This is a genomic window from Sphingomonas insulae (assembly GCF_010450875.1).
Taxonomy (GTDB): domain Bacteria; phylum Pseudomonadota; class Alphaproteobacteria; order Sphingomonadales; family Sphingomonadaceae; genus Sphingomonas; species Sphingomonas insulae.
Genome location: NZ_CP048422.1, coordinates 2,795,923 through 2,817,248, shown reverse-complemented (window position 1 = coordinate 2,817,248; position 21,326 = coordinate 2,795,923). Strand labels below are relative to the sequence as shown.

At 65.8% G+C, this 21,326-nt stretch carries 25 protein-coding genes and 2 tRNA genes; 22 read left to right on the top strand and 5 right to left on the bottom strand.

From position 1 onward, the window contains the following. Nucleotides 1-90: 90 nt before the first annotated feature. From GTH33_RS15040 to GTH33_RS15025, 4 genes are all read left to right on the top strand, one after another. Nucleotides 91-1,797 carry a class I adenylate-forming enzyme family protein gene (locus GTH33_RS15040; RefSeq protein WP_163960110.1) on the top strand — a complete coding sequence of 569 codons (1,707 nt, stop codon included), beginning with the start codon at nt 91-93 and terminating at the stop codon, nt 1,795-1,797. A gap of 53 nt (nt 1,798-1,850) precedes the next feature. Continuing rightward, on the top strand, nt 1,851-3,080 hold the full coding sequence (locus GTH33_RS15035; RefSeq protein ID WP_163959094.1) for an AI-2E family transporter: 1,230 nt from the start codon (nt 1,851-1,853) through the stop codon (nt 3,078-3,080). Nucleotides 3,081-3,132: 52 nt separating this feature from the next. After that, nucleotides 3,133-3,209: transfer RNA gene (locus GTH33_RS15030), tRNA-Asp, on the top strand. 91 nt (nt 3,210-3,300) lie between these two features. After that, a tRNA-Asp gene (locus GTH33_RS15025) sits at nt 3,301-3,377 on the top strand. A 62-nt stretch (nt 3,378-3,439) separates the two neighbouring features. On the opposite strand, the gene GTH33_RS15020 is transcribed toward GTH33_RS15025, so the two are convergent. The 4 genes from GTH33_RS15020 to GTH33_RS15005 all read right to left on the bottom strand — a co-directional run bounded on the left by GTH33_RS15020 (nt 3,440) and on the right by GTH33_RS15005 (nt 4,976). Next, nucleotides 3,440-3,646 (bottom strand): DUF2842 domain-containing protein, encoded by a 207-nt coding sequence (locus tag GTH33_RS15020; RefSeq protein WP_163959093.1) that lies wholly within the window; start codon nt 3,644-3,646, stop codon nt 3,440-3,442. Beyond that, the gene (locus tag GTH33_RS15015; RefSeq protein WP_163959092.1) at nt 3,643-4,179 is read right to left on the bottom strand and encodes a 5-formyltetrahydrofolate cyclo-ligase; all 537 of its coding nucleotides are present in this window, start codon (nt 4,177-4,179) and stop codon (nt 3,643-3,645) included. Before GTH33_RS15015 ends, GTH33_RS15020 begins: the two co-directional genes overlap by 4 nt. A 306-nt stretch (nt 4,180-4,485) precedes the next feature. Then, entirely contained in the window at nt 4,486-4,794 is a 309-nt protein-coding gene (locus GTH33_RS15010; protein WP_163959091.1) for a cell division protein ZapA, read from the bottom strand. Continuing rightward, nucleotides 4,794-4,976: a hypothetical protein gene (locus GTH33_RS15005; protein ID WP_163959090.1), complete on the bottom strand. Its 183-nt coding sequence runs from the start codon at nt 4,974-4,976 to the stop codon at nt 4,794-4,796. The genes GTH33_RS15010 and GTH33_RS15005 overlap by 1 nt, the downstream gene beginning before the upstream one ends. 184 nt (nt 4,977-5,160) lie before the next feature. Between GTH33_RS15005 and gap the strand changes: the two genes are divergently transcribed. The 3 genes from gap to GTH33_RS14990 are packed head-to-tail and all read left to right on the top strand — an operon-like array spanning nt 5,161 to nt 7,844. Next, the gene (gap, locus tag GTH33_RS15000) at nt 5,161-6,171 is read left to right on the top strand and encodes a type I glyceraldehyde-3-phosphate dehydrogenase (RefSeq protein WP_163959089.1); all 1,011 of its coding nucleotides are present in this window, start codon (nt 5,161-5,163) and stop codon (nt 6,169-6,171) included. A 4-nt stretch (nt 6,172-6,175) separates the two neighbouring features. Beyond that, entirely contained in the window at nt 6,176-6,652 is a 477-nt protein-coding gene (locus tag GTH33_RS14995) for an MOSC domain-containing protein (RefSeq protein WP_163959088.1), read from the top strand. Continuing rightward, nucleotides 6,639-7,844 carry a phosphoglycerate kinase gene (locus GTH33_RS14990; RefSeq protein WP_163959087.1) on the top strand — a complete coding sequence of 402 codons (1,206 nt, stop codon included), beginning with the start codon at nt 6,639-6,641 and terminating at the stop codon, nt 7,842-7,844. The genes GTH33_RS14995 and GTH33_RS14990 overlap by 14 nt, the downstream gene beginning before the upstream one ends. A 4-nt stretch (nt 7,845-7,848) precedes the next feature. Here the strand turns inward: GTH33_RS14990 and GTH33_RS14985 are convergent, their stop codons facing one another. Beyond that, nucleotides 7,849-8,352 carry a TlpA family protein disulfide reductase gene (locus GTH33_RS14985; protein WP_163959086.1) on the bottom strand — a complete coding sequence of 168 codons (504 nt, stop codon included), beginning with the start codon at nt 8,350-8,352 and terminating at the stop codon, nt 7,849-7,851. A gap of 117 nt (nt 8,353-8,469) precedes the next feature. Here GTH33_RS14985 and GTH33_RS14980 point away from each other — a divergent pair, with 117 nt between their 5' ends. From GTH33_RS14980 to nuoG, 15 genes are all read left to right on the top strand, one after another. Next, entirely contained in the window at nt 8,470-8,694 is a 225-nt protein-coding gene (locus GTH33_RS14980; RefSeq protein WP_208403967.1) for a ribbon-helix-helix protein, CopG family, read from the top strand. After that, nucleotides 8,685-9,011 (top strand): type II toxin-antitoxin system PemK/MazF family toxin, encoded by a 327-nt coding sequence (locus tag GTH33_RS14975; protein WP_212592671.1) that lies wholly within the window; start codon nt 8,685-8,687, stop codon nt 9,009-9,011. The genes GTH33_RS14980 and GTH33_RS14975 overlap by 10 nt, the downstream gene beginning before the upstream one ends. Before the next feature lie 25 nt (nt 9,012-9,036). Further along, nucleotides 9,037-9,960 (top strand): class I fructose-bisphosphate aldolase, encoded by a 924-nt coding sequence (locus GTH33_RS14970; protein WP_163959085.1) that lies wholly within the window; start codon nt 9,037-9,039, stop codon nt 9,958-9,960. A 61-nt stretch (nt 9,961-10,021) separates the two neighbouring features. Continuing rightward, on the top strand, nt 10,022-10,705 hold the full coding sequence (thiE, locus tag GTH33_RS14965; RefSeq protein WP_163959084.1) for a thiamine phosphate synthase: 684 nt from the start codon (nt 10,022-10,024) through the stop codon (nt 10,703-10,705). Nucleotides 10,706-10,790: 85 nt separating this feature from the next. Next, nucleotides 10,791-11,783 (top strand): L,D-transpeptidase family protein, encoded by a 993-nt coding sequence (locus tag GTH33_RS14960; RefSeq protein WP_163959083.1) that lies wholly within the window; start codon nt 10,791-10,793, stop codon nt 11,781-11,783. 73 nt (nt 11,784-11,856) lie between these two features. Beyond that, nucleotides 11,857-12,453: a M23 family metallopeptidase gene (locus GTH33_RS14955; protein ID WP_163959082.1), complete on the top strand. Its 597-nt coding sequence runs from the start codon at nt 11,857-11,859 to the stop codon at nt 12,451-12,453. 64 nt (nt 12,454-12,517) lie between these two features. Then, entirely contained in the window at nt 12,518-13,081 is a 564-nt protein-coding gene (efp, locus tag GTH33_RS14950; protein ID WP_163959081.1) for an elongation factor P, read from the top strand. 148 nt (nt 13,082-13,229) lie between these two features. Beyond that, on the top strand, nt 13,230-14,042 hold the full coding sequence (locus GTH33_RS14945; protein ID WP_163959080.1) for an inositol monophosphatase family protein: 813 nt from the start codon (nt 13,230-13,232) through the stop codon (nt 14,040-14,042). 194 nt (nt 14,043-14,236) lie between these two features. Next, entirely contained in the window at nt 14,237-14,611 is a 375-nt protein-coding gene (locus tag GTH33_RS14940; RefSeq protein ID WP_163959079.1) for an NADH-quinone oxidoreductase subunit A, read from the top strand. Continuing rightward, a complete protein-coding gene (locus GTH33_RS14935; RefSeq protein ID WP_276508867.1) occupies nt 14,602-15,165 on the top strand; it encodes a NuoB/complex I 20 kDa subunit family protein in 564 nt (187 codons plus the stop codon). Before GTH33_RS14940 ends, GTH33_RS14935 begins: the two co-directional genes overlap by 10 nt. Next, nucleotides 15,162-16,004, top strand: coding sequence for an NADH-quinone oxidoreductase subunit C (locus GTH33_RS14930; protein WP_163959078.1), 843 nt, complete (start codon nt 15,162-15,164; stop codon nt 16,002-16,004). Before GTH33_RS14935 ends, GTH33_RS14930 begins: the two co-directional genes overlap by 4 nt. Nucleotides 16,005-16,024: 20 nt before the next feature. Continuing rightward, nucleotides 16,025-17,236, top strand: coding sequence for an NADH-quinone oxidoreductase subunit D (locus GTH33_RS14925; RefSeq protein WP_208403998.1), 1,212 nt, complete (start codon nt 16,025-16,027; stop codon nt 17,234-17,236). Between the two features lie 112 nt (nt 17,237-17,348). Continuing rightward, on the top strand, nt 17,349-18,017 hold the full coding sequence (locus tag GTH33_RS14920; protein WP_163959076.1) for a complex I 24 kDa subunit family protein: 669 nt from the start codon (nt 17,349-17,351) through the stop codon (nt 18,015-18,017). Beyond that, the gene (nuoF, locus tag GTH33_RS14915) at nt 18,017-19,321 is read left to right on the top strand and encodes an NADH-quinone oxidoreductase subunit NuoF (protein WP_163959075.1); all 1,305 of its coding nucleotides are present in this window, start codon (nt 18,017-18,019) and stop codon (nt 19,319-19,321) included. Before GTH33_RS14920 ends, nuoF begins: the two co-directional genes overlap by 1 nt. After that, entirely contained in the window at nt 19,321-21,324 is a 2,004-nt protein-coding gene (gene nuoG / locus GTH33_RS14910; RefSeq protein ID WP_163959074.1) for an NADH-quinone oxidoreductase subunit NuoG, read from the top strand. The genes nuoF and nuoG overlap by 1 nt, the downstream gene beginning before the upstream one ends. The last annotated feature ends 2 nt before the right edge of the window (nt 21,325-21,326 follow it).

Genomic DNA, 21,326 nt, shown 5'->3' with positions numbered 1-21,326 from the left:
GGTTTTCGACGGCCCGCGCCGGACAGGTGAGAGAGGAAGCTGATCTTGGCAAGCGAACCGATCGTGGCCCTGCCGCCCTCGTGGCCGGCGATGTCGCTGCCGCTGGTGCAGTCGCTGCTCACCGCGCCCGGCGCCAGGTTCGAGATGGCGGAGGTAGAGATCCACGGCATCGCGACGCGCGTCTGGAAGAACGCACCGCCCACGATGCGCTTCCTGCTGGAGGCGAGCCGGGCGCATGCCGACCGTGTGTTCGTGATCTACGAGGATGAACGGGTCGGCTACGAGGCGCATTACCGTGCCGCCGCCGCGCTCGCCGCGCATCTGGTATCGCTGGGTATCGGCAAGGGCGACCGGGTCGCGCTGGCGATGCGCAACCTGCCCGAATGGCCGGTCGCCTTCTTCGCCGCCGTATCGATCGGTGCGATCATGGTGCCGCTGAACGCCTGGTGGACCGGTGCGGAGCTGGACTATGGCCTGCGCGATTCCGGCGCACGGGTGCTGATCGTCGACGGCGAGCGGCATGGCAGGCTTGAGGCGGTATACGCCGGCCTGCCTGACCTCGAGCGGGTGATCGTCGCGCGGGCCACGACGCCGCTGGCCGCGGGTGTCGAGCGGCTGGAAGAGGTGATCGGAACGCCGGCCGCATGGCCCGCGCTGGCCGATGCGGCATTGCCGGCGGCGGACATCGCCCCCGACGACGAGGCGACGATCTTCTACACCAGCGGCACGACCGGTGCGCCCAAGGGTGCGCTCGGCAGCCATCGCAACTTCATGACCAACATCATGTCGAGCGGCTATACCGCCGCGCGATCCTACCTGCGGCGGGGCGAGACGCCGCCCGAGCCGACGCCGCGGGTATCGCTCACCGTCATCCCGATGTTCCATGTCACCGCCTGTTCGGCCGGCATGATGGGTTCGATCGCCAGCGGATCGACGATGGTCTTCCTGCGCAAATGGGATGCGACCCGCGCGCTGGAGATCATCGAGCGCGAAAAGGTCAACATGACCGGCGGGGTGCCGACGATCGCCTGGCAGCTGCTCGAACATCCCGATCGCGCCCGCTACGACCTCTCGTCGCTCGATACGATTGCCTATGGCGGCGCGCCCTCCGCGCCCGAACTGGTGCGGCGCATCCATGAGGAATTCGGCGCGCTGCCCGGCAACGGCTGGGGCATGACGGAAACCACCGCGACGGTGACGCAGCATGGCGGCGAGGATTACCTCAACCGCCCCGACAGCGCCGGCGCACCCGTCGCGACGGCGGATATCGAAGTGCGGGGCAGGGACGGCGTCACCGTGCTGCCGGCGAACGCGATCGGCGAACTGTGGGCGCGCGGGCCGATGATCGTCAGCGGCTATTGGAACAAGCCGGAAGCCACCGCCGCCACCTTCATCCATGGATGGGTCCGCACCGGCGACCTCGCGCGGATCGACGAGGAAGGGTTCCTGTTCATCGCCGATCGCGCCAAGGACATCGTGATCCGGGGCGGCGAGAACATCTATTCGATCGAGGTGGAGAACGTGCTGTACGCGCATCCGTCGGTGACGGACGCGGCGCTGGTCGGCGTGCCGCATCGCACGCTGGGCGAGGAGCCCGCGGCGATCGTCCACCTCTGTCCGGGGTGCGAGGCGAGCGAGGCGGAATTGCAGGCGTTCGTGCGCGAGCGGCTGGCGGGATTCAAGGTGCCGGTCGCGATCCGTTTCCTGTCCGAACCGCTGCCACGCAATGCCAACGGCAAGATCCTGAAAAAGGACCTGAAAGCGCTGTTCGCCGACCATGTCCCGATGACGGTCTGATCCGCCTGAAAGAAGCAGGGTGGCGGGGCGCGAAAATACGCTAGAGCATGGGGATGGCCGACGATCCCGCTTCCGCTTCCAGCGCGCCCCCGATCTCTTCTGAGGAACAGGTGGCATTGGGTGCGCCGTTGCTGCCCGGTACGCGATCGGAAATTGGCCGCATCGCGCTCCGCCGCGACCGGCTGCTCGCCGCCTTTACGCTCATCTCGGGTATCGGCCTGGCGCTGGGCACGCCGTTCGCGCTGAAATCGGGTGCGGAATTCTTCATGCCGCTCACCGCGGCGCTGGTCATCGCGATCGCGCTGGTACCGGTGCTGGAATGGCTGGAACGGCGACGCATCCCCTCGGCACTCGCCGCGCTGTTCTGCGTGCTCGTGTTCCTCATCATCGCCAATATCGCGATCGCGGCGATCGTCGTGCCGGCCACCGACTTCTTCCAGCTGCTGCCCAGCAGGATCAGCCGGATCCAGCACAATCTGTCCCCGCTGCTCGACCTCTATTCGACGCTCGAAAAGTCGGTGAACAAGATGTTCCGGCAGATCGCCTCGACGCCGGTACGCCAGTCGCCGACCGCCGCGGTCGCCCCGCCCAGCTCGATCCTGGAACTCGCGGCGACCTCTGCGCCGACGGTCATCGTCCAGTTCTTCTTCGGCATCCTCATCGTCTTCTTCTTCCTCTCGGGCTGGAGCGGGATGCGGCGCAAGACGATCACCGGGCGGACCAGCTTCGACGGCGCGATGGCGACTGCGCGGGTGATCCAGGACGTGGTCGACGACGTGTCCGCGTATCTGGGCACGATCACGGTCATCAACCTGACGCTCGGTGCGGTGGTGGCGGGGGCGCTGTATTTCATCGGCATGCCATCGCCGCTGATGTGGGGCGGGATCGTCGCGCTGCTCAACTACATCCCCTATTTCGGGCCGATCATCGCCATGTTCCTGCTGGCGATCGGCGGCATGATGACCTTCACCGACATCTGGGTGGCGATGCTGCCGCCGGCGGTGATGATCGGCTGCCACCTGGTGGAGGCGAATGCGATCACACCGCTGATCGTCGGTCACCGCCTGACGATCAGCCCGCTGATGATCCTTATTTCGATCAGCTTCTGGGGCTGGGTGTGGGGGACGGCGGGGGCGCTGCTGGCGGTGCCGCTGCTCATCATCATCCAGACCGTGCTCGGGGCCGCAGGCAAGCCGGACATCGCCGGTTTCCTGTTCGAACACGGCACCCTCGTGCAGCAGGAGCGCGAGCGCCGCCGCCGAAACGACGGGGATGGCGAATAGGCCGTTGACACCCCCGATGCCCTCGCCTAGTTGGCGCGCCTCAACGCTTTCAGCGGGTGTAGCTCAGTTGGTTAGAGCGCCGGCCTGTCACGCCGGAGGTCGCGGGTTCGAGCCCCGTCACTCGCGCCACTTCCCTTTCGGGGAAGCGGGACAAGCTAATCGGAACATGCGGGAATAGCGCATCGCCGGATCGGCGAAGGTCGCATTCCGACCGCTTTCAGCGGGTGTAGCTCAGTTGGTTAGAGCGCCGGCCTGTCACGCCGGAGGTCGCGGGTTCGAGCCCCGTCACTCGCGCCACCGGTCGTGCCGGTGGATATCCGAAACATCCTCCTTATCCGCGCCGCATCACCGCCAGCGCATCATCGCCAGCGCCCGGTCTCCATCCACAGCAGCAGCGGCTTCAGCGGCATGATCCAGACGATGCCCGCGATCAGGTAGAACGGCGCCTGCAACCACCACGGCCATGCGCCGATGACACTGGATGCGCTGACGATCCCGATGCACCAGATCAGGATCAGCGCCAGGATGATGAACATGCCGGCAGGCTTGCGCCACGAAGGGGTCATGGGACGATCCAGTCTGATTCGGTGGCGATGGCGTGAAGGGCGACGTCCCAGGGATCGGGAACGAGCGTCGCGACCTGCTGCACCGCCCATGCTATTCCGATCCGCCAGGCATCCGGATGCGCGGCAAAGGCACGGTCGTAATGGCCGGCACCTTGCCCCAGCCGGTTGCCCGCCCGATCGAAGCCCAGCAAGGGCGTCAGGATGATGTCCGGCCGTACCTCGACGGCGCCGGCGGGGGGCTGCTGCAACCCGAACGGTCCGGCGACGAGAGGCTCGGCCGCGTCCCATGCCAGGAAGCGAAACGGTGCCGCCTTCGTCGTCACATGGGGCAGGACGATCGTGCAGCCCGCATCGCGTGCGGCGGCGGCGAAATAGCCGGGATCGGCTTCGCTGCCGATCGGGATGTAGCTTGCCACCACGGGCTGGCGGACGAGTGCCGACAGGAAGGCGTCCGTCGGCCAGATTGCGGCGTTGCGGGTCATCCCGTCTCGTGCGGCCCGCATGCGGGCGCGAAGGGCGATCTTGTCGGTCATCGCTCCGAATCGCATGCGGGAGGAGAGGGACGGGTGGCGGGACCGCCGTGGCCGTGTGCCAAAGTATCCGCCGACGCCTGTTAACGTCAGGTGGGGACCATGTGCGTCGGACCAGGGTCCGGGCAGGGACAGCCCCCTTGGATGATGAATAGCCTCAGGGATAAAGTAAGGCTCGTACCGGGCAGAACCCGCCACCGCCAATTTAGGATGTGCTACCGCCGCTGGCAATGGGCCATCGCTGGTTTGTTGATGCGTGGATGTAGGGCCACGGCCAGGCTCTGGCGGTGTTGTCGGATCGCGGGATCGTCAGCCGGACGCCGGGCTTACCTCCAGCGCGTCGGCCAGCGCCTCCAGCCGGTCCGCGATACGTGCGAGCGCCGGTTCGCTGACCGCCGCACCCTCGGGCGGTCGCTGCTCGATCTCCTCAAGGTCGTCGGCGAGCATCAGTGCCACGAACAGCATCGCGCGTTCCCCCGGAACCCCTGCTGCAGCCCGCAACGCGGCCGGCCAGCGTTCCTCGATCATCCCGCCCAGCTTCTGCAACCGCGCCTCTTCGCCATCGCGGCAGGCGACGGTGTACGGGCGCCCGCCGATCGGCAAGGTGACGTTGGCCATCAGGACGCCGTGCCGCGGGCGATGACGTCGTCGAGCGCGCTGACCGCTTCCGCCATGCGCGCCTTCAGCGCCGCGTGACGTCGGGCCAGCGCATCACCCGCCCTGGCGCGGGCGTCGATCGCGGTTTCGATGCGGGCGATCGCAGCGTCGATCCGTTCGACGGCGTTGGGGGTGTCAACCATGTCAACGACGTAGGCCCGCGGTCGGTGACCGGCAAGACGGCAAACCGGATGCCGCCATCGTCTCGGCGCGGGAAGCCAACAATTGAAGGCCGCGGTTGACAGAACGGGTCCCCCCTCGCAAAGGCTTGCCCGCCCGGCGCGGCCCCAATCCGTCGCGCACGCTGACCCACGCGAGGAGAGACCAATGACGGTGAAGGTTGCGATCAACGGCTTCGGACGCATTGGGCGCCTCGTGGCGCGCGCGATCATCGAGCGGGGTTCCGGCGATCTCGAACTCGTCGCGATCAACGACCTGGCCGATGCCAAATCGAACGCCTGGCTGTTCAGCCGCGACAGCGTCCACGGCAAATATCCCGGTACCGTCGTCGCCGAGGGCAACGATCTGGTCATCGACGGCAAGCGCATCCGCGTCACCGCCGAACGCGATCCCGCCAACCTGCCGCACAAGGAACTCGGCGTCGACCTGGTGCTGGAATGCACTGGCTTCTTCACCGACAATGTCGCCTGCCAGAAGCATATCGACGCGGGTGCGAAGAAGGTGCTCATCTCGGCTCCCGGCAAGGGCGTCGACCTGACCGTGGTCTATGGCGTCAATCATGACAAGCTGACCGCCGACCACACGATCGTGTCGAACGCGTCGTGCACCACCAACTGCCTGGCGCCGGTCGCCAAGGTGCTGAACGATGCGATCGGCATCGAACGCGGCCTGATGACGACCGTCCACGCCTATACCAACGATCAGAAGATCCTCGATCAGATCCACCCGGACCTGCGCCGCGCCCGTGCCGCCGCGATGTCGATGATCCCCACCACGACCGGTGCCGCGCGCGCGGTCGGCGAGGTGCTGCCCGAACTGAAGGGCAAGCTGGACGGGTCGGCGATCCGCGTGCCGGTGCCGGACGTCAGCCTGATCGACCTGACCTTCACGCCGAAGCGCGACACGACCCGCGACGAGGTGAACGCGATCCTCAAGGCCGCATCGGAAGACGGCCCGCTGAAGGGCGTGCTGGTCTATTCGGACGAACCGCTCGTATCGATCGACCTGATGCATTCGCCGCAATCCTCGACCGTGGACAGCCTGGAAACGGCGGTGCTCGACGGCAAGCTGGTGCGGGTCGTCAGCTGGTACGACAACGAATGGGGCTTCTCGAACCGCATGGTCGACACCGCGACCGTGATGGCGAGCTTCCTTTAAGCGGATGGGCGTGCTGGTCGGCATCGCCCGGCATGCCTTTTCAAAGGCGCCGATGGAATTGCTCGCGGCGGTCGACGTGACGCTGGACGGCGGATTGCACGGCGACTTCCGCGGCGCGGTGAAACCCGGCGGTCGCGGCAAGCGACAGGTGACGATGATGGAGCGGGTCGACTGGGACGCGGCGATGGCCGAACTGGGTCATGCGATCCCCTGGCAGGAACGCCGCGTCAACCTGCTGCTCGACGGCATCGATATTCCGCAGCTGCCCGGCACGCGCATCGCGATCGGCGATGCGGAATTCGAGGTCACCGTCGAATGCGATCCGTGCAGCCGCATGGAGACGGTCGCTGCCGGGCTGAAGGCGGCGTTGACACCCGACTGGCGCGGCGGAGCGTGTACGCGCGTGAGGGTTCCCGGTCGTATCGCCGTGGGCGATACGGTGACCATCCGTACCGGATACTTCACACATGAAGGAAGATGACGTGGCCAAGCCCTTCAAGACGCTCGACGATATGGGTGAGATCAGCGGCAAGCGCGTGCTGGTCCGCGAAGACCTCAACGTGCCGATGGCCGATGGCGCGGTCACCGACGACACCCGTCTGCGCGCGACGCTGCCGACGGTCACCGAGCTCGCCGATCGCGGCGCGATCGTCCTTATCCTGGCGCATTTCGGTCGCCCGAAGGGGGTACCGAACCCCGATATGTCACTGGCGATGCTGACGAGGCCGTACAGCCACGTGCTGGGTCGCGAGGTCCGCTACATCGACTGGGAGGGCGACGAGGCCGCCGTCGGGACGATGCAGCCCGGCGACATCGCCATATTGGAAAACACCCGCTTCTTTGGCGGCGAGGAAAAGAACGATCCGCAAGTCGTTGATCGTTTTGCCAAATTGGGCGACTTGTACGTCAACGATGCCTTCTCTGCCGCGCACCGCGCCCACGCCTCTACCGAGGGGCTGGCCAGGGCGTTGCCGGCCTATGCCGGGCGGGCGATGGAAGCCGAACTCGACGCGCTGGAGAAGGCGCTGGGCCAGCCCGAGCATCCTGTCGCCGCGGTCGTCGGCGGCGCCAAGGTGTCGACCAAGCTCGACGTGCTCAAGCATCTCGTCACCCGCGTCGATCACCTGATCATCGGCGGCGGCATGGCCAACACCTTCCTCGCCGCGCGTGGGGTGAACGTCGGCAAGTCGCTGTGTGAACACGACCTGACCGACACGGCGGACGCGATCCTGGAAGCGGCGGACAAGGCGAATTGCACGGTCCATCTGCCCTATGACGTCGTGGTGGCGAAGGAATTCCGCGCCAATCCGCCGGTGCGCACCGTCAACGTCCACGAAGTCGCCGCGGACGAGATGATCTTGGACGTCGGTCCGAGTGCGGTGGAGGCGCTGGGCGACGTGTTGAAGAACTGCCGCACCCTCGTGTGGAATGGCCCGATGGGCGCATTCGAAACACCGCCGTTCGACGTCGCCACCGTCAGCCTCGCGCGGACGGCCGCTGCGCTGACGCAGGATGGATCGCTCGTCTCGGTCGCGGGTGGCGGCGATACCGTCGCCGCGCTCAACCAGGCTGGCGTCGCCGACCGTTTCACCTTCGTCTCGACCGCGGGCGGCGCCTTCCTGGAATGGATGGAGGGCAAGGACCTGCCCGGCGTCGCGGCGCTGATGGGGTGATGGCTCAGGACGGTGCCGCTTCGCGCAGCAGCGGCACCAGATTGGCGTTAAGATCGTCCAGCCCCAGCGCCGCCGCTTTGGCGTAACGGACGACGCCGGCGCGATCGATGATATAGTTGGTCGGCACGGCATTGCCGATCAGCGGATATTTGCCACGGATCCGCCTGGCGGGCGTGATCGCCAGCGCTGCGAACAGCGGCTTCATCCGATAGGCCGGCACCGAATCCTCGGTCGCGATCGCGAACACGCGCAGCCCATGTTTCTGGGTCATCCGATAATAATTGTCGAGCAGCGGCAGCTCCTGCCGGCATGGCCCGCACCACGTCGCCCAGAAATTGAGCACGACGACCTGCCCACGTAGCTCCGATAGCTTGACCTTGCCGCCATCCGCCAGCGCCAGCTCGAAATCGGGCGCGGGCTTGCCGACCAGCCCGCTCTCGGCCGGCGGCGGCGCAGCGGCCGAGGTCGCGATCAGGGCTGCGGCGATGGCGACACGGAACAGATGCATGATGGTCTCCCCCGGCAGCAGAAAACCGCGTCGTAGCGTCCGCGTCAATCCACGCACGTAAGCGGTTGATCCGGCGCGGCCGCGCTCGTATGTTAAACGCGTTAAACAGGAGCCGGCATGCTCGGAGTGCGACTCGACAGCGAATTGGAAGAGCGGCTCGCCGCCGTCGCGCGCACCCAGGGTCGCAGCAAGAGCGACATCGCGCGAGAGGCCGTTCGCCGCTATGTCGACTTGCATGACGAGGCATATCGCCGCGAGGCGCGTCGTCAGTCGACCCGCGCCTCGGGCCGCGACGCCGCCACCGATGCCGCCTTTTGGCAGGATGCCGCCGCGTGGAAGTGAAGCATGGCGGCATCGTATTGGTGGACGGCCCCGACGGCGCGCCGGCGCGCCCCTGCGTCGTTGTGCAGTCCGACCTGTTCAACGACACCCACGCGACGATCACCATCTGCCCGCTGACCAGCGTGATGGGCGGCGAGGCGCTGTTTCGCGTCGCCATGTCGCCGCGCGAACACAATGGCCTGACTGCCGAATGCGAGGTGCAGGTCGACCGGATCACCAGCGTTGCCCGCACCCGCATCACCGCGGTGATCGGCCACGCCAGCCCCACCCGCATGGAGCAGATCGACCAGGCGCTGCGGCGCTGGCTGATGCTCTGACCGATATTCCCCAAGGAGCCGAACGATGACCACCACCACCACCCCCGCCGTCAAAGCGATCCTCGACAAATACGAAGCCACCAGCCCCGCGGTGAAGGCGAACCTTGCCCGTATCCTGATGCAGGGCAAGCTTGGCGGCACCGGCAAGCTCGTCATCCTGCCGGTCGACCAGGGCTTCGAGCACGGGCCGGCGCGCAGCTTCGCGATCAACCCGCCCGCCTATGATCCGCACTACCACTATCAGATCGCGATCGATGCCGGGCTCAGCGCCTATGCCGCTCCCCTGGGACCGCTCGAAGCGGGCGCGGATACCTTCGCCGGTCAAATCCCGACGATCCTCAAGGTCAACAGCTCGAACAGCTGGGCGACGAGCATTGATCAGGCGGTGACCGCCAGCGTCGGCGATGCGCTGCGCCTCGGTTGTGCCGCGATCGGCTTCACCATCTATCCGGGGTCGGACGGCATTTTCGAACAGATGGAAGAAATCCGCGAGCTGTCCGAAGAGGCGAAGTCGGTCGGTATCGCCACCGTCATCTGGAGCTATCCGCGTGGCGGCAAGCTGTCGAAGGATGGCGAGTTGGCGCTCGACGTCGGCGCCTATGCCGCGCACATGGCGGCGCTGCTCGGGGCGCATATCATCAAGGTGAAGCTGCCGATCGCGCATATCGAGCAGGCGGATGCCAAGAAGGCGTATGAGGGCACCGACTGGTCGAACCAGGCGGATCGCGTCCGCCACGTCGTCCAGTCGAGCTTCGCCGGCCGCCGGATCGTCGTCTTCTCAGGCGGCGCGGCCAAGGGCAGCGACGCGGTGTACCAGGACGCGCGCGACATTCTGGCGGGCGGCGGCAACGGTTCGATCATCGGCCGCAATACCTTCCAGCGCAGCCGCGAGGATGCGCTCGAGATGCTGGCCAAGATCATCGCGATCTACAAGGGCGAGGCAGCCTGACGCATCCGACCCGCACCGCTCCGGCTTTCGCCGGGGCGGTGTTCCATGTAGGGGCGCTGGCATGACCGAAGACGATCCGCTTGGCCCCCTCGATCCCGATTTCGCGGCGCACTTCCGCCGCGACGACCGCCGGCCGCCCTGCCAGCTCTATCTGATCTCGCCGCTCGACGTGACCGGCGGCTTTCCCGACCGGTTGGCGCGCGCGCTCGACGCCGGGCCGGTCGCCGCATTCCAGATGCGGATAAAGGATGTCGACCAGCACGTCGCCGCCAAGCTCGCCGAGCCGTTGCAGCGGCTGTGCGCGGATCGCGAAGTCGCCTTCATCGTCAACGACAGCATCGCGCTCGCGAAGCGGCTGGGGGCGGACGGCGTCCATCTCGGCCAAGGCGACGGCGATCCGCGGGAGGCGCGCGACGCGCTCGGGCCGACTGCGCAGATCGGCGTGACCTGTCACGACAGCCGCCATCTGGCGATGGAAGCGGGCGAGGGCAGCGCCGATTACGTTGCCTTCGGTGCCTTCTATCCCACCACGACCAAGACGGTCGAGCATCAGCCCGATCCGTCGATCCTGTCGTGGTGGGCGACGATGTTCGAGATCCCAAGTGTCGCGATCGGCGGCATCACACCGGCCAATGCGCCGCCGCTGGTCGCCGCGGGTGCGGACTTTCTCGCGGTGTCAGGCGCCGTCTGGGGCGGCGGTGAAGCCGCGGCGATTCAAGCCTTTACCGAGGTGCTGAAGCGCTGAGATAGCGCCTGCACCAAGATGCGCGGCAACCCAACGCGTCCCGAACCGTTCACTGCGCAAGCGTAACGGTAAAGGGATACGGCAGATGAAAGCGCTCTTCGCAACGGCATTCCTCGCGAGCGCCGCGCTCGTCGTGCCGGCCAGTGCACAGGCACCGCAGCCGATCGATCGCAATATCCTGCATGTGCAGGTCATCCTCGATTCGCTCGGGTTCGGACCCGGCGTGCTCGACGGCAAGGGCGGCCAATCGCTCACCGCCGCGCTGAAGGGTTTCCAGGAAGCCAAGGGCCTGGCGATTACCGGCAAGCCCGACGCGGCGACGCTCCGCGCGCTCTACCCCTATCGCGCCAAACGCCCGACCGCCCGCTTCACCCTGACGCGAGAGGCGCTTGCCGGACCCTATTTCAACCCGTTGCCCAAGGATTACGGCGAACAGGCCAAGTTGCCCACGATCGGCTATGCGACGCCGATGGAGAAGCTGGCGGAGATGTTCCACACCCAGCCCGCCGTGCTGATCGCGCTGAATTCGCCGACGACGCGATTGAAGGTTGGCAACACCATCGTCGTCCCCAACGCGCTGCCCGCGTCGCGCGATTATGATCCCAAGCTACCCGATCACTGGCGGCAGACGCTGAACATGCTGAACGTCGATGCGAACCAGCCGGTCGCCGATCATATCGTCGTCGACAAGTCCGACAGCGTCCTCCGCGTCCTGGACAAGAATGACCGGTTGATCGCGCAGTTCAGCGCGACGATGGGATCGTCGCACGACCCGCTGCCGCTGGGCACGTGGAAGATCTACGGTGCCGACTACAATCCCAAATTCCACTATAATCCGGCGCTGTTCTGGGATGCGAAGAAGGGCGATGAGAAGGAGATGCTGCCGCCGGGGCCGAACGGCCCGGTCGGCGTGGTCTGGCTGGACCTGTCCAAGGAGCATTACGGCATCCACGGCACCCCGCATCCGGAACTGATCGGCCGCACCGAAAGTCATGGGTGCATCCGCCTGACCAATTGGGATGCGGCCCGGTTGGCGCAGATGGTGAAGCCGGGCACGAAGGCCGTGTTCAAGGCGTGATCGGCGCGACGCATCTCACAGCCCTCCGCTCTGCGCGGCCGATGCCGAAGATCGAGGTCGCGGAGTCGAAGCGATGAGCCGTCTCGGCTGGATCATCCTGGCGGTTGTCGTGGTCGTGGCCGGTGCCTTTCTGTCAATGACGAGCTTCGGCAGCACCGAACGACGCACCTCGCGCGTCGCCGTCGCGGCCAGCGCGCCGGATGCAGAGCCGGCACCGGAGCGACCCGGACAGCTGGTCGTACCGGTCGCAGGAGTGAGACCATCCGCGATCGCGGATAGCTGGAACGACCCGCGCGGCGGCGGATCGCGCGGGCATCACGGCACCGACATTCCCGCTCCCGGCGGCACCGCCGTCGTCGCAGCGGCTGCGGGGCGCGTGGAAAAGCTGTTCCGATCCGGCCTGGGTGGCATCACCGTCTACATCCGCTCGCCCGACCGCCGCTGGATTTATTATTATGCTCATCTGGCGGGGTACACACCAGGACTGGCGGAGGGGCAGGCGGTCCGCGCCGGTCAATCAATCGCCTATGTCGGCGACACCGGTGACGCCGGGGAGGGCAATTATCACCTTCATTTCGGCATGCAGCGCATGCAGCCGGACCAGCGCTGGTATCAGGGCGAGGACGTCAATCCATACCCGATGCTTGCCGCCGCGGCCCCCACGCGGTAAAGCCGCCGCACCATGGCGCGCGTACTCCGCGTGCCGCAATCGCTCTTTCCAGCAGGTTCAGACCATGAAGATCAGCGGCGTGGACATCCGTCCCGGCAACATCATCGAATATGAGGGCGGCATCTGGCGCGCCGTCAAGATTCAGCACACGCAGCCCGGCAAGGGCGGCGCGTACATGCAGGTCGAGCTGAAGAACCTGATCGACGGTCGCAAGAACAACGTCCGCTTCCGCTCCGCCGAAAGCGTCGAGCGCGTCCGCCTCGATACCAAGGATTTCCAGTTCCTGTTCCGCGACGGCGATGCGCTGACGTTCATGGACAAGGACAATTACGAACAGATCACGCTCGACGCAGGTATCCTCGGCGATGCCGCGGCGTTCCTGCAGGATGGTATGGACGTCGTGCTCGAACTGTATGACGAAAAGCCGATTTCGGTCGAGCTGCCAAGCACGATCGAGGCGATGATCGTCGAGGCCGACGCGGTGGTGAAGGGGCAGACCGCCTCGTCCAGCTACAAGCCCGCGATCCTCGACAACGGCGTCCGCGTCATGGTCCCGCCGCACATCGGTGCGGGGACGAAGATCGTCGTCGACGTCTACGAACAGACCTACGTTCGCCGCGCGGATTGACCGCCTATCCCTCTCCCGGTGGGAGAGGGCGGCCGAGCGCAGCAAGGTGGGATGAGGGCAGGGCCTTCACCCCACCTCACCCTCCCACCGCCTGATGGCGGCGGGCCCCTCCCTCTCCCGCCCGGAGAGGGGCATAGAGAACCTCACAATGCCCAGCCATTCCGGCCTCTTCACCGTCATCGAACGCGCCGCGCGCAAGGCCGGCACGGCACTGCGCCGCGATTTCAACGAGGTCCAGAACCTCCAGGTCAGCCGCAAGGGGCCGGCCGATTTCGTGTCGATCGCCGACAAGCGCGCCGAACAGACGCTCTACGAGGAACTGAGCCGCGCCCGGCCCGACTGGGGCTTCCTGTTGGAAGAGGGCGGCGAGGTTGCCGGCGATCCCGACAAGCCGCGCTTCATCATCGATCCGCTGGATGGCACGTCCAACTTCCTGCACGGCATTCCGCATTTCGCCATCTCGATCGCGGTCGAGGAACAGACCGCGGCCGGGAAGCGCGAGATCACGACCGCGCTCGTCTACCAGCCGCTGACCGACGAAAGCTTCTGGGCAGAAAAGGGCCGCGGCGCTTGGCTCACCGACCAGCGCCTGCGCGTTTCGGGACGTCGCGATTTGTCGGAAGCGCTGATCGCGACGGGCATCCCGTTCCTGGGCCACGGCGATTTCGTCCAATGGAGCCGCATCTTCGGTGCGATCGCCCCCGAGGTCGCCGGTATCCGCCGTTTTGGCGCCGCATCGCTGGACCTGGCTTGGGTCGCTGCCGGTCGGTTCGACGGCTATTGGGAATCCGGCCTGAAGCCGTGGGACGTCGCGGCGGGCATGCTACTCGTCAAGGAGGCTGGCGGCTATGTCACCGACTTCCGCGGCGCCGACCGCGCGATGGAGCGCAATGAATTCCTTGCCGCCAACGACGGCCTGCACGTCAAGCTGCACAAGCTGGTGGCGGGGGCCTTGCGCTAACGCGGCGATTCTATCCCGCTGGGCAGGGGGCTGGGCTGTTCGCGCCGGCGAGCAGGCGGCGGCGGGTAAGCGAACCGTTCGCGGGTCGTCCGCCTCTCGTCAATTGCGAGTGATTCTCACACCCTCCCGGCCTTGCCCGTGCCAACCCACGGGCCTAAAGCGACCCCACATCCTTCGCACTTGCGAGAAGCCCATTGGTCGATCTGTCGCAATATCTACCTATCCTGCTGTTCCTGGGTGTCGCCCTGGCGCTGTCGAGCACGTTTGTGTTCCTGCCCATGGTCGTCGCCAGGCTGACCGGCACGAACAAGCCGAGCGAGCAGAAGCTGTCCGAATATGAATGTGGTTTCCCCGCGTTTGAGGATCCGCGCAGCCAGTTCGACGTGCGGTTCTATCTGATCGCCATCCTGTTCATCATATTCGATCTCGAAGCCGCCTTCCTATATCCTTGGGCAGTATCGGTTTTCAGCATCGGCTGGACCGCATGGATCTCCATGATGATCTTCATCGGCGAGCTTGCGCTGGGGCTCGTCTATGCCTGGAAGAAGGGAGCGTTGGATTGGGAGTAGAGGCACACTCCGGTCCCATCGGATTGGTCAACAACCCCGAAGGCGCGGTGATCGCGCCCGACCAGGGGTTTTTCGACAGTCTGAATGGCGAGCTGACCGACAAGGGCTTCCTGGTCACCTCGACCGAGGAATTGTTCCAGTGGGCGCGTACCGGGTCCCTGTGGTGGATGACGTTCGGCCTGGCATGCTGCGCGGTGGAGATGATCCACGTCAACATGCCGCGCTACGACCTCGAGCGCTTCGGGGCCGCGCCGCGCGCGTCGCCGCGCCAGTCGGACGTGATGATCGTCGCCGGTACGCTGTGCAACAAGATGGCGCCGGCGCTCCGCAAGGTCTACGACCAGATGTCGGAGCCGAAATACGTCATCTCGATGGGCAGTTGCGCCAACGGCGGCGGCTATTACCATTACAGCTATTCGGTCGTGCGGGGCTGCGATCGCGTCGTGCCCGTCGACATCTACGTGCCCGGTTGTCCGCCGACCGCGGAAGCGCTGCTGTACGGCATCATGCAGCTGCAGCGTAAGATCCGCCGTCAGGGGAGCATCGAACGGTGAGGGCGCCTGCTCCCGCCTATGCGGCGCATCTGAACGACGAAACGATCGGAGCGGCGCGCATCACGCTCGGTGCATCGCTGCTCGACGCGGTCGATCAGGTTGGCGAGGTCGCGCTCTATGTCGCGCGCGAGGATATCGTCGCCGCGTTGACCAAGTTGCGCGACACGCCGGGCCTCGAATACCAGCAGCTGATGGAGATCGCCGGCGTCGACTATCCGGAGCGCCCGGAGCGCTTCGAGGTGGTCTATTGCCTGCTCTCGCTGACCCGCAACCATCGCCTGCACGTCCACGTCGCGACCGACGACGTGAAGCCTGTGCCGTCGGTGACGGGCATCTGGCCGGTCGCCGGTTGGCTGGAGCGCGAGGTCTACGACCTGTACGGCGTATTGTTCTCCGGCAATGCCGATCTGCGCCGCATCCTGACCGATTATGGCTTCCGCGGCCATCCGCTGCGCAAGGACTTCCCGATGACCGGGTTCGTCGAAATGCGCTATTCGGAAGAAGCCAAGCGCGTGATCTACGAGCCGGTCAAGCTCGCGCAGGATTTCCGCAACTTCGACTTCCAGAGCCCGTGGGAGGGCGCGCAATACGTCCTTCCCGGCGACGAGAAGGGTATGCTGCCCGAGGCCAAGGGTGCGCCGACGCCGCTGAAGGCGGACGAGATCGTCAAGGCCGACGCACCTGCCAAGCCGAAGGCGGCGACCGCGACGAACGAGCCCAAGACCACCGAGACCCCCGCGCAGACCGGTGCCGGCGAACTCGACCCCGGCAACCAGCGCGAGGACAAGCCTACGGATTCGGACGTCGTGCCGACCAAGGGTGGAGGACAGAACCAGTGAGCGACTATGTCGACGAGCTGATGCACGTCACCGATGCGGGCGATCCCACGACCGGCGACGTCACCATCTCCAATTATACGATCAATTTCGGTCCGCAGCACCCCGCGGCGCATGGCGTGTTGCGGCTGGTCATGGAGCTGGACGGCGAGATCATCGAGCGGATCGATCCGCACGTTGGCCTTCTCCACCGCGGCACCGAGAAGCTGATCGAAGCCAAGACCTATGCGCAGGCGATCCCCTATTTCGATCGCCTCGATTACTGCTCGCCGATGTGCATGGAGCACACGTTCGTGCTCGCGATCGAAAAGCTGCTGGATATCGAGGTGCCGGTCCGCGCCCAGTATCTGCGCGTCTTCTTCGCCGAGCTCACCCGCATCTCGAACCACATGCTCAACCTCGGTAGCCACGTGATGGACGTCGGCGCGATGACGCCGAACCTGTGGCTCTTCGAGATTCGCGAGGATTGCTACAATTTCTTCGAGCGGGCCTCCGGCGCGCGCATGCACCACAATTACTTCCGTCCGGGCGGCGTCCACCAGGATGTGCCGCTGAAGCTGCTGACCGATATCGCCGACTGGCTGGACACGCGATTGCCGCGCTTGTTCGAGGATGCGATCAGCCTCGTCGCCGACAATCGCATCTTCAAGCAGCGCAACGTCGATATCGCGACGGTCAGCCGCGAGGACGCGATCGCCTGGGGCTTCTCCGGCCCGATGATCCGCGCTGCCGGCATCCCGTGGGATCTGCGCAAGTCGCAGCCCTATGACGTCTACGACCGCATGGACTTCGACGTTCCGGTCGGCACGCGCGGCGACTGCTACGACCGCTTCATGGTGCGCGTCGAAGAGGTGCGCCAATCGGCCCGGATCATGAAGCAATGCCTGGCCGAAATGCCCGAAGGCCCGATCGCCTCGACCGACCGCAAGGTCGTGCCGCCCAAGCGCGCCGAGATGAAGCAGTCGATGGAAGCGCTGATCCATCACTTCAAGCTCTATACCGAGGGCTATCATGTACCCGCGGGCGAAGTGTATGTCGCGACCGAAAGCCCCAAGGGCGAGTTCGGGGTGTTCCTGGTCTCCGACGGTTCGAACAAGCCCTATCGCTGCAAGATCCGGCCGACCGCGTTCAGCCACCTTCAGGCGATGGACTTCATGTCCAGGGGTCACATGCTGGCGGACACGACCGCGATCCTCGGGGCGATGGATATCGTGTTCGGCGAGTGCGATCGGTGACGTTCCTGCGAAAGCATATGTGGATCGGCGCAGCGCTGCTGATCGTCGCGGCGGGAGGGTTCCTGGCATATGGCGCGAGCTATCGGCTCGGTTTCTTCATGGGTTCGAATTGATGGCTGAAGCACCGCAAATCCCCGACGAGGCAGAAACCCGCGCACGCTGGGGCGGCTTCGCCTGGAACGAAGACAACCAGCGCAAGGCGAACGAGATCCTGTCGCGCTACCCGAAGGGTCGCGAGCAGTCGGCATCGATTCCGTTCCTCGATCTCGCCCAGCGGCAGGTGGGGGCGGAAACGCAGACGCAGGGTTGGTTGCCCGTGCCGGTGATCGAATTCGTCGCGCGTCAGATCGGCGTGCCGTACATGCGCGTGTTCGAGGTCGCGACCTTCTACACGATGTTCAACCTCGCGCCGGTCGGCCGCTATCACGTGCAGGTTTGCGGGACGACGCCGTGCATGCTGCGCGGCTCCGACGACGTGCTGGCCGCCTGCAAGAACCGCGGGTTGGTGAAGGGGGGCACGACGCCCGATGGCATGTTCACGCTGACCGAGGTCGAATGCCTCGGCACCTGCGCCAATGCGCCGATGGTCCAGATCAACGACGACAATTACGAAGACCTGGACTATGACCGCACCGTCGCGGTGCTCGAAGCGCTAGCCAGGGGCGAACAGCCCCGGACCGGCTCGACGATCGGTCGCCAGACAAGCTGCCCCGAAGGCGGTCCGACGACGCTGACCGCGATGGTCGACGCCAACCACGATTACCGGAGCGAGTGGGCCTGATGCTAGCCGACAAGGATCGCATCTTCACCAACGTCTACGGGTTCCAGCCGTGGAACCTGGACGCGGCGCTTAAGCGTGGCGACTGGGACAATACCAAGGCGCTGATGGCGCTCGGCCAGGACGCTATCATCGACGTCATCAAGGCGAGCGGCCTGCGTGGCCGTGGTGGCGCCGGCTTCCCCACGGGGACCAAATGGTCGTTCATGCCCAAGGAGCCGAAGCCGGACCGGCCGAACTTCCTGGTCATCAACGCCGATGAATCCGAACCCGGTTCTTGCAAGGACCGCGAGATTATCCGCCACGATCCGCACAAGCTGATCGAGGGCGCACTGATCGCCGGTTACGCGATGCGCGCGCGGGCGGCCTATATCTACATTCGCGGCGAATATATCCGCGAGGCGGAGACGCTGTTCGCCGCGGTCGCGGAGGCGTACGATCGCGGTCTGATCGGCAAGAACGCCAGCGGCTCGGGCTACGATTTCGACGTCTTCGTCCACCGCGGCGCCGGCGCGTACATCTGCGGCGAAGAGACCGCGATGCTCGAGAGCCTTGAGGGTAAGAAGGGCCAGCCGCGCCTGAAGCCCCCGTTCCCGGCGGGTGCGGGGCTGTATGGGTGCCCAACGACGGTCAACAACGTCGAAAGCATCGCCGTAGCGCCGACGATCCTGCGGCGTGGCGCGTCGTGGTTCTCGAGCTTCGGGCGCGAGAACAACAAGGGCACCAAGCTCTACCAGATCAGCGGCCATGTGAACAAACCGTGCGTCGTCGAGGACGCGATGGGCCTCACTTTCCGCGAACTGATCGAAACGCATTGCGGCGGCATCCGCGGCGGCTGGGACAACCTCCTCGCGGTGATCCCGGGCGGGTCGTCGGTGCCGCTGGTGCCGGCCCGCGACATCATCGATGCGCCGATGGACTTCGACGGGCTGAAGGCGGTCGGGTCGGGCCTTGGCACCGCGGCGGTGATCGTCATGGACAAGTCGACCGACATCGTCCGCGCGATCAGCCGCATCTCCTATTTTTACAAGCATGAGAGCTGCGGCCAGTGCACGCCGTGCCGCGAAGGCACCGGCTGGATGTGGCGCGTGATGGAGCGGCTGCGCACCGGCGATGCCGACATCGCCGAGATCGACACGCTGCAACAGGTCACCAAGCAGGTCGAAGGTCACACGATCTGCGCGCTCGGCGATGCTGCGGCATGGCCGATCCAGGGCCTCATCAAGCATTTCCGCCCCGAACTGGAGCGGCGCATCATCGAACGGAGCGGCGGCGATCTGACGCCGATGCAGGAAGCTGCTGAATAATGCCCAAGCTTAAGGTAGACGGGATCAAGGTCGAAGTGCCGCAGGGAGCCACCGTGCTCCAGGCGTGCGAGGCCGCGGGCAAGGAAATCCCGCGCTTCTGCTATCACGAACGCCTGTCGATCGCGGGCAATTGCCGCATGTGCCTCGTCGAGGTGAAGCCGGGACCGCCGAAGCCGCAGGCGTCGTGCGCGCTGCCCGCCGCGGACAATCAGGAAGTGTTCACCACCTCGGCGATGGTGAAGAACGCGCGCGAAGGCGTGATGGAATTCCTGCTCATCAACCATCCGCTGGATTGCCCGATCTGCGATCAGGGCGGCGAGTGCGACCTGCAGGACCAGTCGATGGCCTATGGCAAGGGCCATAGCCGCTACACCGAGAACAAGCGCGCGGTCACCGAAAAATACATGGGCCCGATCGTCAAGACGATCATGACCCGTTGCATCCAGTGCACTCGGTGCGTGCGCTTCGCCGAAGAGGTTGCCGGGGTCGAGGAGATCGGTGCGATCTATCGCGGTGAGGACATGCAGATCACCAGCTATCTGGAACAGGCGGTGACCAGCGAACTGAGCGGCAACGTCGTCGATCTGTGCCCGGTCGGCGCGCTGACCAGCAAGCCTTACGCCTATGAGGCGCGACCCTGGGAATTGAAGAAGACGCTGACGATCGACGTGCAGGACGCGGTCGGCACGAACATCCGTCTCGACAGCCGCGGCCGCCAGGTGCTGCGCTGCGTGCCGCGCATCAACGAGGACGTCAACGAGGAGTGGGCGACCGACAAGACGCGCCACCACGTCGATGGGCTGGTGCGTCGTCGCCTCGATCGCCCGTACGTGCGCCGCGAGGGCAAGCTGATCCCGGTCAGCTGGGACGAGGCGTTTGCCGTCATCAAGACGCAGGTCGATCGTGCCGGCACGGATGTCGCCGCGGTGGCCGGCGATCTGGCCGATTGTGAAACCATGTACGCCGCCAAGGCCCTGCTTGCCAAGCTAGGCTCATCGCTGCTCGAGGGGCGGCAGACCGGCATGGACTATGACACGTCCAGCCTCGCCGCGGTGAATTTCAACACGACGATCGCCGGCGTCGAAGAGGCCGACGCGATCCTGCTGGTAGGCACCAACCTGCGCTGGGAAGCGCCGTTGGTGAACACCCGCATCCGCAAGGCGATCAAGAAGGGCGCGAAGGTCTTTGCGATCGGTCCCGAGACGGAGCTGACCTACAAGGTCGAATGGCTCGGTACCGATCTGTCGCTGCTCGGCGACCTGCCCGAGGCGGCGGCGACGCTGTTCGGCGAGGCGAAGAAGCCGATGGTTATCGTCGGCGGTGGCGCGCTGAAGGGCGGCCATGGCGCCGCGCTCGCCTTCGCCAAGCAGTACAACCTCGTCCGTGATGGCTGGAACGGCTTCAACGTCGTGCATATGGCCGCCAGCCGGATGGGCGGGCTGATGCTCGGCTATGCGCAAAAGGGCGGCATCGCCGACCTCGCCAATGCCGGCGTCACCTTCTACCTCGGCGCGGATGAGGTCGACTTCTCCGCGTTCGGCGGATTTAAGGTCTATGTCGGCCATCACGGCGACAAGGGTGCGCATCACGCCGACGTGATCCTGCCCGCCGCGACCTATGCCGAAAAGTCGGGCACCTGGGTCAACCTCGAGGGCCGCGTGCAGCGTGGCGAACGCGCGGTATTCCCGCCGGGCGATGCGCGCGAGGATTGGGCGATCTTCCGCGCCCTGTCCGATGTGCTCGGCCATACGTTGCCGTTCGACAGCCTCGCCGGCTTGCGCGAGGCGATGGCAACCGACGTACCGGCGTTGCGCGACCTGGGCAAGCTTGCCGCCTTCGACTGGAATCCGCCCGCACTCGACGCGGCGGGACAGGGCAGTCTTGCCGGCTATCCGATCCAGGATTTCTATCTGACCAACGCCATCTGCCGCGCGTCCCCGACGATGCAGCGCTGTTCGGCGGAACTGGTCCATGGCGAGACATTCGCGGAGGCCGCGGAGTGACC